9 protein-coding genes are annotated in these 12,635 nt (G+C 71.6%); 3 read left to right on the top strand and 6 right to left on the bottom strand.

Going from position 1 to position 12,635, the window contains the following annotated elements; all coding sequences use genetic code 11:
• The first annotated feature begins 52 nt into the window (after positions 1–52).
• Both QWJ90_RS09305 and QWJ90_RS09310 read left to right on the top strand, forming a co-directional pair.
• On the top strand, positions 53–1,084 hold the full coding sequence (locus QWJ90_RS09305; protein WP_290107476.1) for an agmatine deiminase family protein: 1,032 nt from the start codon (positions 53–55) through the stop codon (positions 1,082–1,084).
• A complete protein-coding gene (locus QWJ90_RS09310) occupies positions 1,084–2,784 on the top strand; it encodes an amidase (protein ID WP_290107479.1) in 1,701 nt (566 codons plus the stop codon). Before QWJ90_RS09305 ends, QWJ90_RS09310 begins: the two co-directional genes overlap by 1 nt.
• A gap of 206 nt (positions 2,785–2,990) precedes the next feature.
• Here QWJ90_RS09310 and QWJ90_RS09315 read toward each other — a convergent pair whose 3' ends face one another.
• Genes QWJ90_RS09315 through gabT form a run of 6 tightly spaced genes read right to left on the bottom strand, consistent with a single transcriptional unit; the run spans position 2,991 to position 11,033 of the window.
• Positions 2,991–4,352: an NAD-dependent succinate-semialdehyde dehydrogenase gene (locus QWJ90_RS09315; RefSeq protein WP_290107483.1), complete on the bottom strand. Its 1,362-nt coding sequence runs from the start codon at positions 4,350–4,352 to the stop codon at positions 2,991–2,993.
• A gap of 19 nt (positions 4,353–4,371) precedes the next feature.
• A complete protein-coding gene (locus QWJ90_RS09320; RefSeq protein ID WP_290107485.1) occupies positions 4,372–5,838 on the bottom strand; it encodes an NAD-dependent succinate-semialdehyde dehydrogenase in 1,467 nt (488 codons plus the stop codon).
• Positions 5,839–5,870: 32 nt separating this feature from the next.
• Positions 5,871–7,418: an APC family permease gene (locus QWJ90_RS09325; RefSeq protein ID WP_290107487.1), complete on the bottom strand. Its 1,548-nt coding sequence runs from the start codon at positions 7,416–7,418 to the stop codon at positions 5,871–5,873.
• 5 nt (positions 7,419–7,423) lie between these two features.
• A complete protein-coding gene (locus QWJ90_RS09330) occupies positions 7,424–8,299 on the bottom strand; it encodes a universal stress protein (protein WP_290107488.1) in 876 nt (291 codons plus the stop codon).
• Positions 8,296–9,654 carry a flavin monoamine oxidase family protein gene (locus QWJ90_RS09335; protein WP_290107491.1) on the bottom strand — a complete coding sequence of 453 codons (1,359 nt, stop codon included), beginning with the start codon at positions 9,652–9,654 and terminating at the stop codon, positions 8,296–8,298. Before QWJ90_RS09335 ends, QWJ90_RS09330 begins: the two co-directional genes overlap by 4 nt.
• 23 nt (positions 9,655–9,677) lie before the next feature.
• Positions 9,678–11,033 (bottom strand): 4-aminobutyrate--2-oxoglutarate transaminase, encoded by a 1,356-nt coding sequence (gene gabT / locus QWJ90_RS09340; RefSeq protein ID WP_290107492.1) that lies wholly within the window; start codon positions 11,031–11,033, stop codon positions 9,678–9,680.
• 84 nt (positions 11,034–11,117) lie between these two features.
• Here gabT and QWJ90_RS09345 point away from each other — a divergent pair, with 84 nt between their 5' ends.
• Positions 11,118–12,626, top strand: a complete 1,509-nt coding sequence (locus tag QWJ90_RS09345) for a PucR family transcriptional regulator (protein ID WP_290107493.1) — start codon at positions 11,118–11,120, stop codon at positions 12,624–12,626.
• Positions 12,627–12,635: the final 9 nt, after the last annotated feature.

A 12,635-nucleotide genomic window follows, 5' to 3' on the forward strand; every position in this document is an offset into this window, starting at 1 on the left:
AGCCCGAGAATCGTTTTATTGATCAAGTGGTCAATAGGAGTGAGGATCGACGATGACCTGGCGGATGCCCGCGGAGACCGACCGGCACGAGCGCACCTGGATGGCGTTCCCGCGCGAGGGCTTCACCCTCGGAGACACTGACGCCGAGCGGGCGGCCGGCTACGCGGCGTGGACCGAGGTCGCGCACGCGGTAGCGGAGTTCGAGCCCGTCACGATGGTCGTCGATCCCAGTGAGACCGATCGCGCGCGCCGCATGCTCGGCTCGCACATCGATATCGTCGAAGCGCCCCTCGACGAGTTCTGGATGCGCGACGCCGGCCCGACCTTCGTCGTCGACGACGACCGCCCCGACGTGCTGGGCGCAGTGGACTGGACCTTCAACGGCTGGGGCGCACCCGCCTGGGCGGAATGGCGGCTCTCCGCCGAGCTCGGGCGCATCGTCGGCCGCTCGGTCGGCGCCGAGATCGTGAGCTCCGCGCTCGTGAACGAGGGCGGCGGCATCCACGTCGACGGCCTGGGCACCGTGCTCGCCACGGAGACCGTGCAGCTCGACCCGCGCCGCAACCCGTACGCCGACAAGGAGCGGGTCGAGGCCGAGTTCGCCCGCACGATCGGGGCCACGCGCGTGGTCTGGCTGCCGCGCGGCCTCACGCGCGACTACGACGAGTTCGGCACGAACGGGCACGTCGACATCGTCGCGACGATCACCTCCCCCGGGGTCCTCCTCCTCCACGAGCAGCGCGACCCCGGCCATCCGGACCATGCCGTCACTCGCGAGCTGCGCGCGCACCTCGCTCAGGAGACGGATGCCGCCGGCCGCCCCTTCGAGATCGTCGAGCTGCCCGCCCCCGCCACGCTGCGCGACGACGAGGGCTTCGTCGACTGGAGCTACGTCAATCACCTCGTCGTGAACGACGGCGTCATCGCCTGCGGCTTCGGCGAGCCTGAGGCGGATGGCCGTGCGCGGGACATCCTCGCCGAGGTGTACCCGAGTCGCACCGTGAAGACGGTCGACGCACGGGAGATCTTCGCGCGCGGCGGCGGCATCCACTGCATCACGCAGCAGCAGCCGGAGGTGCGCTGATGTTCGACGTGGTCGAGGCGTCGATCGCCGACCTGCAGCAGGCGCTGGCGGATGGCCGCACGACGGCCGTCGAGCTCGTCACGTCGTACCTCGCCCGCATCGAGGCGTACGACGACCCCGGCACGGCGACCGCGCTCAACGCGGTCGTCGTGCGCAACCCCGACGCCCTCGCGGAGGCGGAGGCATCCGATGCCCGTCGCGCGGCCGGCAGCGGCCTGGGGCCGCTCGACGGCATCCCGTACACCGCGAAGGACAGCTACCTGGTGCGGGGCCTGACGGCCGCATCCGGGAGCCCCGCGTTCGCCGACCTCGTCGCCCAGCGCGACGCCTTCACCATCGAGCGGCTGCGCGGCGCCGGGGCGATCTGCCTCGGCCTCACGAACATGCCGCCGATGGCCAACGGCGGCATGCAGCGCGGCCTCTACGGGCGAGCTGAGAGCCCCTACAACGGAGAGTATCTGACGTCGGCGTTCGCGTCCGGTTCCTCGAACGGCTCCGGCACCGCCACTGCGGCGAGCTTCGCCGCGTTCGGCCTCGGGGAGGAGACGTGGTCGAGCGGGCGCGCGCCGGCCTCGTGCAACGCGCTGTGCGCGTACACGCCGTCGCGCGGCGTGATCTCCGTGCGCGGCAACTGGCCGCTCGTGCCCACCATGGACGTCGTCGTCCCGCACACCCGCACCATGGCCGACCTCCTCGCCGTGCTGGACGTCGTCGTCGCCGACGACGACGAGCCGCGGGGGGACTTCTGGCGCGTGCAGCCGTGGATCGAGATCCCCGCGGCCACGGCCATCCGCCCCGCCTCGTACCCCGCGCTCGCGGAGAGCGCGTCGCTGCAGGGCAAGCGCCTGGGCGTGCCGCGGATGTACATCAACGCGGATCCCGAGGCAGGCACAGCCGAGGCCCCCGGCATCGGCGGGCCGACCGGGCAGCGCGTCGAGACGCGTGACTCGGTCATCGCCCTGTGGGAGGCCGCTCGCGCGGATCTCGAGGCGGCGGGTGCGACCGTGGTCGAGGTCGACTTCCCGCTCGTGTCGAACTACGAGGGCGACCGGCCAGGCACGCCGACGATCTTCACGCGCGGGCTCGTCACCCCGGAGTACCTGCACCGTGAGATCCTGGACCTCTCCGCGTGGGCGTGGGACGACTTCCTGCGCGCGAACGGAGACCCCGCCATCCCCTCGCTCGAGGTGGTCGACGGCGCGCGGATCTTCCCGCAGCCCGAGGGCGCGCTTCCCGACCGCTACACCGGCTTCGACGACGACATCGCGGCGTATCCCGCGCAGGTGCGCGAGCACCCGGTGACGGACGTCGCCGAGATCCCCGAGCTCGCAGATGGCGTGCGCGGACTGGAGGAGACCCGTCGCGTCGATCTCGAGCAGTGGATGGACGAGCTCGGCCTCGACGCCGTGATCTTCCCGGCGATGGCGGACGTCGGACCGGCCGACATGGACGTGAACCCCGAATCCGCCGACCTCGGCTGGCGGAACGGCGTCTGGGTCGCGAACGGCAACCTCGCGATCCGGCACCTCGGCGTGCCGACCGTGACCGTGCCGATGGGGACCATGGTCGACATCGGCATGCCCGTCGGGCTGACGTTCGCGGGTCGCGCGTACGACGATGCCGCCCTGCTCGCGCTGGGTGCCGCGTTCGAGGCGACGGGCGCGCGCCGCACCGTGCCGCCTCGCACGCCGGCGCTGTAGGGGGGCGGAGAGGGCGCTCCGAGACGGCGTCATCGCGCGCATCCCGCGCCTTCGCTCCGAGACCGCGCGCACCACGTGCAGTCTCGGAGCGAAGGTGCTTCCGGCGACCACGCCGATGGCCGGTCATCGCGGCGCTCGCGGAGGAGCTGCGCTGACAGGCGAAGGGCCCCTCGCCCGCGATGCGGACGAGGGGCCCTTCGCGCGACTCAGCCGATGCGGACGAGCTTCTTGTTCACGAACTCGTCGGCGGCCAGCAGGCCGAGCTCCCGCGAGGTGCCGCTGCGCTTGACGCCACCGAACGGCAGCTCGGGGCTGTCGGCGAGGACGACGTTGACGTAGACCATGCCTGCCTCGATGCGGTCGGCCACGCGCTGCGCCTGCTCCGCGTCGGTCGTGAAGACGTACGAGCCGAGGCCGAACGGGGTGTCGTTGGCGAGGCGCACGGCCTCCTCCTCGTCGGCGACGCGGTAGACGACACCGGCGGGGCCGAACAGCTCCTCGCGGTAGACGTCCATCTCGGGCGTCACGTCGGTGAGCACGGTGCCGGGGAAGTACGCACCGTCGCGCATGCCGCCCACGACGAGGCGGGCGCCCTGCTCCACCGCGCGGTCGATCTGCTGCTGCAGGCGCTCCGCCGCTGCGAGCGATGACAACGGCCCGAGCACGGTGTCCTCCTCGAGGGGATGGCCCACCTTGGCGGCGTCCATCGCGGCGGCGAACTTCGTCAGGAACTCCTCGTACAGCCCGTCCACGACGATGAAGCGCTTGGCGCCGTTGCACGCCTGGCCGTTGTTGTCGAGGCGCGCGTCGACGGCGGCCTGCACGACCTGGTCGAGGTCGTCGGCCGAGAGCACGATGAACGGATCCGACCCGCCGAGCTCGAGGGCGACCTTCTTGAGATGCTGCCCGGCCAGCGCGGCGACTGCCGAGCCCGCGCGCTCCGAGCCCGTGACCGAGACGCCCTGCACGCGCGGGTCGGCGATGATCGTCCCCGCCTGCTCGTTCGTGGCGTACACGTTCACGTACGCACCCTCGGGCAGGCCTGCGTCGCGGAAGATCTGCTCGATGGCCGCCGCGGACTCGGGGCACTGCGGCGCGTGCTTGAGGATGATCGTGTTGCCGATGATCAGGTTGGGGCCCGCGAACCGCGCGACCTGGTAGGTCGGGAAGTTCCACGGCATGATCCCGAACAGCACGCCGAGCGACGAGCGGCGGATGACCGCGCTCCCCTCGCCGAGGATCTCGATGGGCTGGTCGGCCGTGATCGCCTCGGCGTTGTCGGCGTAGTACTCGATGATGTCGGCAGCGAAGTCCACCTCTCCGAGCGCTGCCTCGAGGGGCTTGCCCATCTCGCGCACGGCGATGGCGGCGAGGTCCTCGCGGCGATCGCGGTGCAGCTGCGCGGCGCGGCGGACCGCCGCCGCGCGCTCTGCGACGGGCAGCGCCGACCACGCGCGGTGGCCCTCCGCTGCGCGCGCGATCGCGTCCTGGATCTGCTCGTCGGTGAACGTGTCGTACTCGGCGATGGTCTCACCCGTGGCGGGGTCGACGACGGCGTAGTCGCTCATGATGCTCCTCTCGAGGCGATCAGTCGTTGGGGATGAGGGTGTACTTCGTGGAGAGGTACTCGTGGATGCCCTCGAAGCCGCCCTCGCGGCCGACACCCGACTGCTTGACGCCGCCGAACGGTGCAGCGGCGTTCGAGACGACACCCGCGTTCAGGCCCATCATGCCGGTCTCGAGGCGGTCGATCATGCGGTGACCGCGCGCGAGGTCCTGCGTGTAGACGTACGAGACGAGACCGTATTCGGTGTCGTTCGCGAGGCGCACCGCGTCGTCCTCGGTGTCGAACGTCGCGATCGCCAGCACGGGGCCGAAGATCTCCTCGCGCAGGATGGCGCTGCCCGGCTGCACACCGGTGAGGACGGTCGGCGCGTAGAACGTGCCGGGGCCCCCGAGCTTGTCGCCGCCTGTGAGCAGGGTCGCGCCGCGGTCGGTGGCGTCGGTGACAAGCTCGTCGGCCTTCGCGACGGCGTCGCCGTCGATGAGCGGGCCGATGGCCACGCCGTCCTCGGTGCCGCGGCCGATGCGCATCTCCTTGACGCGCTCGGTGATCTTCGCGGCGAACGCCTCGGCGACCGAGGAGTGCACGATGAAGCGGTTGGCAGCCGTGCAGGCCTGGCCGATGTTGCGGAACTTCGCCGCGAGGGCGCCCTCCACGGCCTTGTCCAGGTCGGCGTCCTCGAAGACCACGAACGGCGCGTTGCCGCCGAGCTCCATCGACACGCGCAGCACGCCCTCGGCGGCCTGCGCGATGAGCTTGCGGCCCACCTCGGTCGAGCCGGTGAACGACAGCTTCCGCAGGCGCGGGTCGGAGATGATCGGCTCCGACACGCGGCGCGACGAGGCCGAGGTCACGACGTTCACGACGCCCGCCGGCACGCCGGCATCGGCGAGCAGCTGCGTGAAGAACAGCGTGGTCAGCGGGGTCAGCTGCGGGGGCTTGATGACCACCGTGCAGCCGGCCGCGAGGGCGGGGGCGATCTTGCGGGTGGCCATGGCGAACGGGAAGTTCCACGGCGTGATGAAGAACGACGGTCCGACGGGTCGCTGCGACACGACCATCCGGCCGGTGCCCTCCGGGTTCAGGCCGTAGCGGCCGGTGATGCGCACGGCCTCCTCGCTGAACCAGCGGAGGAACTCCCCGCCGTAGCCGACCTCGCCACGGGCCTCGGCGAGGGGCTTGCCCATCTCGAGCGTCATCAGGAGGGCGATGTCCTCCTTGCGCTCCTGCACGAGCTCCCACGCGCGGCGCAGGATCTCCCCGCGGGTGCGCGGAGCGGTCGCGGCCCACGCGTCCTGCGCGGCGACGGCGGCGTCGAGAGCGCGGGTGGCGTCGTCTGCCGACGCGTCGGCGACGCGGGCGATGACCTCGTTCGTGGCGGGGTCCCGGACGTCGAAGGTCGCTCCCTCGGGTGCGTCGACCCACTCCCCTCCGATGAACAGACGGGTCGGGACGGAGGCCAGCAGCGTGTTCTCGCGGTCGTTCGTCATGTCTTTCCTTCCGGTGGTGCTGTCTTCAAGTCTCAGCGACGCGCGCGGCGGCGGCTCGGCGGGGCGTCCATCGTCAGCACGCTGCCGCGGAAGAACGCGGGCTCGCGCACGGCCTGCCAGATCATCAGCACGACGCCGATGACGATGACGGCGATGCCGAGGATGAACACGAGGCCGATGCCCCCCACCTCGGACCCGCTGCCGTAGGCGGGGTCCATGGTGTCGATGAGCGTGGTCACGAACAGGATGGCCAGGATCGCGCCGCCGACGAGCGGGCACAGCAGCATGAAGAAGAAGTTGCGCACGGAGTCGAACCACTGGCGGCGGAAGTACCACACGCACGCGAACGCGGTGAGGCCGTAGTAGAAGCAGATGAGCATGCCGAGGGCGAGGATGGTGTCCCACAGCGTGTTCTCGCTGACGAAGCGCATCACGGCGTAGAAGACGCTCGTCACGATGGCCGCCACGATGGTCGCGTAGCCGGGGCTGAAGAAGCGCGGGTGCACGGCGGCGAAGCGCTTCGGCAGGGCGCCGTAGTGCCCCATCGCGAGGAGCGTGCGCGTCGGCGAGGCGAACGTGGCCTGCAGCGACGACGCCGAGCTCGTCAGAACCGCGAGGGAGACGAGAAAGCCCAGCGAGCCCATGATCGGGTTCGACAGGGCGAAGAACACGTTCTCCTGGATGTCGGGGTTGCCGAGACCGAGCTCGCCGTCGCCGACACCGGCGAACATCATCATGCCGATCGCGAGCAGCAGGTACAGGAAGACCACGACGAGCACGACGACGGTCGCCGCACGGCCCGGCGTCTTCTCGGGGTTCTTCGTCTCCTCGTTCATGGTGAGAACGAGGTCCCACCCCCAGAAGATGAAGATCGACAGCGACAGGCCGGCGACGGTGGCGCTGAACGACGGCACCGCGAACGGATTGAACCAGTTCGCGTCGAAGGGCGTCGCGTCGAACGCCTCGCCCGACGAGGCCCGCACGATGGCGGTGACGGCGAAGACGACGAGCACGATGACCTGGAAGCCGACGAGCACGTACTGCAGGCGCTGCGAGGTCTGCAGGTCGCGGTACGAGACCCACGTCGCCGCGAGCACGAACAGCAGGCACACGCCGACGTTGATGAAGGGGTTCCGCGTCAGCTCGGCGATCTCGCCGTTGCCGGTGATCTGGCTGAGGAGGAGGAAGAGGAAGTCGACGGCGATGCCGGCGAGATTCGACAGGACGAGGATGGTCGCCGCGACCAGCCCCCATCCGGCCATCCAGCCGATCCACGGCCCGAAGGCCCGCGTGACCCACGTGAAGGAGGTGCCGGAGTCGGGCATGACCTTGTTGAGCTCGCGGTAGCCGAAGGCGACGAGGAGCATCGGGATGAAGCCGACGAGGATGATCGCGGGCACCTGCGTGCCCACCTCGGAGGCGGTCGGGCCGATCGCCGCGGTGAAGGTGTACGCGGGCGCGACGGTGGAGACGCCCATCACGACGGCGCCGATCAGGCCGAGGGTGCCGGCGCTGAGGCCCTTGCTGGAGATCCCCGTGGTGACGGGGTCAGACACGACGGTGTGCGGGTTCGAGGTCATGTGACTCAGGATTCTTCGGGCGCTCGGGTGCGCGGGACGACGATGAAGGGGACGGGGAGCTCGCGGAGCATCTTCGCCGCGGTGGAGCCGAGGAACAGGAAGCGCGGGCGCGCGAGCCGGCTGGAGCCGACGAGCACGACCTCGCCCGGGAGCCAGTCGAGCTGGGCGACGGCGTTCTCGATGGAGTCGCCCTCGGCGACGACGACCTCGACCGGCACGTCGGCGGGGAGCTCGGCGCGGGCGGCGGCGAGCACCTCGTCGGCGTGGGTGTCTCCGACGACTCGGATGGCCGCCGTCTGGACCCCGGCGGGCAGATCGACGGTGACGAGGGAGACCAGGCGGAGCGGGACGCCCGCCGCCGCGGCCAGCGCGACGGCGTCGTCGAGGAGCACATCGGCGCCGGGCCGCGTGCCGATCGCCGCCGTCACCCGGTCGAGCGGAGCGTCGACCTCGGCCGAGCCCGCGGGCGCGAGGACGACGGGGATGTCGGAGGAGTGCAGCAGCTCGTTGGCCACCGATCCCACGCGGTGGCGCCCGCGGCGGCCGCCGTCGGCCGCGCCGACGACGATGTGCGAGGCGCCGAACTCCCGAGCGGCCGAGTGAAGCCCCTCGGCGAACGACTCGGCGGTGCGGACGTGCGCACGGTGCGCGACTCCGGCGGGGAGCGCGGCCGCGGCGTCGCGCAGCCAGTCTCGCGCCTGACCGCGGACGTACTCGTCGTACGAGGCGTTAGGCGGCGTGAGGGCGTTGCGGCCCTCCGCCGGCAGCACGAGGACGATCTCGATCGCCGCGCCGGTGGCGGCGGAGAGACGCCCCGCGAGCGCGACGGCGTCTGCGCCCGCGGGGGTGGCGGTGTAGCCGACGACGAGCGACGCGGTCACGACCGCGACCGCTCGATGATGTCGGCAGCGGCGCGGCGGCCCATCCGGATCGCGCCATCGACGTGCTGGTAGCCCAGGCCGGCGAGGTCGCTGCAGGCGAAGTGGATGGGGCCGACCGGCACGGACTGGTCCTTGCCGTAGCGGTGAAGGCCGCCGAGGTCGAAGCTCGCCGCGTAGGCGCCGCGGGTCCACTCCTCGGTGCCCCAGTCGCTCTCGTAGTAGACGACCGGGTTCTTCGCCTCGGGGCCGTAGTAGTGCGCGAGCGACTCGAGGATGCGCTCCTTGCGCTCCTCCGCGCTCAGCTCGAACACGCCGTCGGCGTGCTTATCGGAGACGAAGGCGACCAGGGTGCCGCGCTCGTCGCCGTGATTCGAGTTGTCGTACGCCTCGTGGCAGAGCTCATAGGGGCTGAAGGCCGTGGCCGACAGGCCCTGCTCCCGCCAGAACGGACGGTCGTAGACCGCGTGGACCTTGATGACGAAGCCCATCGAGAGATGCTGGTGCATCTGGTGCTGGCGCCGCGGCAGCGGCGGGACGAACGAGATGCGGTCGTAGAGCACGGGCGCGAGCGCGAGGATCGCGTACTTCGCGCGGACGGTGATTCCCTCCGCCTCCGCCACCACGCCCTCCGCACCCCAGCGCAGCGTGCGCACCGGAGCATCGAGGTGCACGTCGTCGCCGAGGCGCTCGGCGAGGAGCTGCGGCACCTGCTGCAGGCCGCCGACGACCCGCTTGTCGAGGATGAAGTCGGCATCGACGAGGTTGGAGAAGCTGCCGGCGCTCGCCGCCATGTGCAGCGCCTGCAGGGTGGAGAACGCGTGCGCAGGCTTGGTGAGCATGGCGCCGGCGATGAAGAGCGCGATATTGTCGCGCGCCTCCTGGTCATCCGTCTCACGCGCGAGCCAGCCCTCGAAGGAGATCGTGTCGAGCTCCTCCGCGTCGGGGTGCGACCAGGGGTGAGCCGGGTCGATCTCGGCGGTCATCCGGTCGAGCTTCTCGATGAGCTCGACCATGATCTTCTCGGTGGCGGGGGCGACAGGGAAGATCTCGCCCGTGAAGCGGGTGAGCTCGCCGTCGGGGCCGATGTAGACGCTCTCACCCTCGCGGTAGCGGCTGTAGGTCTCGAGCCCCAGCTCGGCGATCGTCTCCTTCAGCGCGTCCTGGTCGGGCGACACCCACTGGCCGCCGATTTCGAGGGTGGCGCCGTCGACGACGTCGGTCCACAGTCGCCCGCCGACGCGGTCGCGCGCCTCGAGGACGGCGACCGACAGCCCGGCCTTCTTCAGCTCGTTCGCCGCGGTGGTGCCGGCGGCGCCCGCACCCACGATGACGACGTCGCGTGTGATCTCGGTCATGTCGTGCTCCTTCGTCGAGGGGATCAGGCCGCGGCGAGCGCGTCGGCGACGACGGACAGGCCCTCGGCCAGCAGCTCGTCGCCGATGGAGAGCGGCGGGAGGAAGCGGATGACGTTGCCGAACGTGCCGCAGGTCAGCACGATCACGCCGGCGGCGATGGCCGCCTTCGCGACGGCGCCGGTGAGGGCGGCGTCGGGCTCGCCGGTGGCGGGGTCGACGAACTCCACCGCGACCATCGCGCCGATGCCGCGGACGTCGCCGATGCGCGGGTCGCGCGCCTGCAGCTCGCCGAAGCGGCCGGTGATGAGCGCGCCGATCTCGCGCGCGCGCTCGACGAGACCGTCGTTCTCGAACGCGTCGATGGCGGCGAGCGCGGCGGCGCAGGCGATCGGGTTGCCGCCGTACGTGCCGCCCAGGCCGCCAGCGTGCGAGGCGTCCATGATCTCAGCGCGGCCGGTCACGGCCGCGAGCGGCAGGCCCGCGGCGATGCCCTTCGCCGTCGTGATGAGGTCGGGGACGATGCCGAAGTGCTCGCTGGCGAACATCGCGCCGGTGCGACCGAAGCCCGTCTGCACCTCGTCGGCGATGAAGACGACGCCGTTCGCGCGGCACCAGTCGACGAGGGCGGGGAGATAGCCCTCAGCGGGGACGATGAAACCGCCCTCACCCTGGACGGGCTCGATGATGACGGCGGCGAGGTTGTCGGCGCCGATCTGCTTCTCGATCTGCTGGATGGCGCGCTTGGCGGCCTCTGCACCGGTGAGACCGTCGCGGTAGGGGTACGAAGCCGGCGCGCGGTAGACCTCGGGGGCGAACGGACCGAAGCCGCTCTTGTACGGCATGGACTTGGCGGTGAGCGCCATGGTCAGGTTCGTGCGGCCGTGGTAGCCGTGGTCGAAGGCGACGACGGCCGAGCGACCGGTGTGCTTGCGGGCGATCTTGACCGCGTTCTCGACGGCCTCCGCGCCGGAGTTGAACAGGGCCGACTTCTTGGCGTGGTCGCCGGGGGTCAGGCGGTTCAGCGCCTCCGCGACGGCGACGTAGGACTCGTACGGCGAGACCATGAAGCAGGTGTGCGTGAACGCGGCCACCTGCGCCTGCACGGCCTCGACGACCCTGGGGTGCGCGTTGCCGACCGTGGTCACGGCGATGCCCGAGCCGAGGTCGATGAGCGAGTTGCCGTCGGCGTCGACGACCACACCGCCGCCGGCCGCGACCGCGGAGATCGGCGCGGTGTGACCCACGCCTGCAGCGACGGCCTCGGCCTTGCGGTCCAGCAGCTCCTGCGAGCGCGGTCCGGGGATCGAGGTGACGAGGCGGCGCTCCTGCGGCAGGGCCGGTCCGCCGACAGCGGTGGTGGCGAGGGAAGTGGTGCTCATGCGGCGAGCGTACGACCGGGCGCCTGACGCCTGCATTCGCCGTTCTGTACACTTTCGCCCGTCGCGCTATACGCTCTGTACACGATGTCTGAGTCCGCGCCAACGTCTCCCACCCTCCGCGCTCTGCTGTCCCGCGCGGACCTCGGCCTGCGCCTCGCCCCCGGAGAGCGGCCGCCCGCCGCCATCGAGCAGCCCATCCGCTGGGTGCACAGCTCGGACCTCGCCGACCCCACCCCGTTCCTCGCCGAGGAGATGGTGATCCTGACCACCGGCACGCAGTTCTCGGGCGACGAGCGCGAGCAGTACGAGGAGTACGTGCGGCGGCTGGCGCACCGCGGCGTCGTCGCGCTCGGATTCGGCACCGAGGTGGCGCGCGCGGGCATCCCCGAGGCCCTCGCCCAGGCGTGCGAGGAGTACGTCGTCCCCCTGTTCGAGGTGCCCTACCGCACTCCCTTCATCGCCGTCGCGCGCGCGGTCGCCGAGGCCATCGCCGCGGCGGCATATGCCCGCCGCACGTGGGCGCTGTCGGCCCAGCGCGCGGTCGCGCTGGCCGCGCTGCGGCGGGACGGCCTGGGCTCGGCGGTCTCGGAGCTGTCCCGCCAGCTGGGCGTCTGGGCGGGGCTGTTCGACTCCGCCGGCGCGCTCGTCCGCGCTTCAGGTGCCCTCGAGGGCGAGATCGCCGACCGCGTGCAGAGCGAATGCGAGGTGATGCTCGCGCGCGGGGCGAGCGCCGCCGGCGTGGTCCGTGTCGAGGAGCGCTCGGTCACCCTGCAGACGCTCGGCCCAGGCGGGAGCCTCCGCGGCGTGCTCGCCGTGGCGGCGGAGGGGCTCGACGAGGAGGCGCGCAGCGTCGTCACGGCCGTGGTCGCCATGACCGGGTTCGCCCTCGAGCAGAACGAGGCGCTCGCTCGTGCCCGCGGCACCCTGCGCGCGGGGGTGGTGCGCGCGCTGCTCACCGGTGACACGGCTCTGGCCAGTGAGATCGCCGACGCCACATGGGGTGGATTTCCCGCCGACCCGGTGGTGGTGGGTCTCACGAGCGATGCGCCGGATGCCCTCGTGGCGTTCCTCGAGCTGCGCGCCGGCCGCGAGCACGGCAGCTTCTTCTTCGGGCCCGATGCGTCCGGCGGCATCGCACTCGTGCAGTCCGCCGCGGCGCCGCTCGCGTTGGATGAGCTCGCGGAGCGCTTCGACGTCGCCATCGGACTCTCGGAGCCGACGGCGCTGGCGGCGTTCGCCCCCGCGCTCGAGGAGGCCCGGATCGCTCGCGACCGCGGTGCCGGCGTGGTCCGGTTCGGCGACGTCGCGTCGGCGGGCGTGCTCAGCACGCTCTCCCCCGACGCGGGGAGCGTCGCGCGAACGGTCCTCCTGCCCATCGCGAGGCACGATGAGACGCACGGCACCGCCATCCTCGACACACTGCGCGTCTGGCTGCTGCACGACGCGCGATTCGACGACGCCGCCCGCGCGCTCGGGGTGCATCGGCACACCGTCCGGACGCGCGTGCGGCTCGCAGAGCGCCTGCTCGATCGCGACCTGCAGTCGTTCGCGGCGCGGGCGGAGATCTGGGTCGCGCTGCTCGCGGCGCGCTGAGCGTCGCCA

The sequence above is a fragment of the Microbacterium oryzae genome, assembly GCF_030406385.1.
GTDB lineage: Bacteria > Actinomycetota > Actinomycetes > Actinomycetales > Microbacteriaceae > Microbacterium > Microbacterium oryzae_A.

What these genes read in the sequence shown, in the direction of transcription:
- QWJ90_RS09305 (WP_290107476.1), top strand. Translation starts at nt 53, where the DNA reads ATGACCTGGCGGATGCCCGCGGAGACCGACCGGCACGAGCGCACCTGG.
- QWJ90_RS09310 (WP_290107479.1), top strand. Translation starts at nt 1,084, where the DNA reads ATGTTCGACGTGGTCGAGGCGTCGATCGCCGACCTGCAGCAGGCGCTG.
- QWJ90_RS09315 (WP_290107483.1), bottom strand. Translation starts at nt 4,352, where the DNA reads ATGAGCGACTACGCCGTCGTCGACCCCGCCACGGGTGAGACCATCGCC.
- QWJ90_RS09320 (WP_290107485.1), bottom strand. Translation starts at nt 5,838, where the DNA reads ATGACGAACGACCGCGAGAACACGCTGCTGGCCTCCGTCCCGACCCGT.
- QWJ90_RS09325 (WP_290107487.1), bottom strand. Translation starts at nt 7,418, where the DNA reads ATGACCTCGAACCCGCACACCGTCGTGTCTGACCCCGTCACCACGGGG.
- QWJ90_RS09335 (WP_290107491.1), bottom strand. Translation starts at nt 9,654, where the DNA reads ATGACCGAGATCACACGCGACGTCGTCATCGTGGGTGCGGGCGCCGCC.
- gabT (WP_290107492.1), bottom strand. Translation starts at nt 11,033, where the DNA reads ATGAGCACCACTTCCCTCGCCACCACCGCTGTCGGCGGACCGGCCCTG.
- QWJ90_RS09345 (WP_290107493.1), top strand. Translation starts at nt 11,118, where the DNA reads ATGTCTGAGTCCGCGCCAACGTCTCCCACCCTCCGCGCTCTGCTGTCC.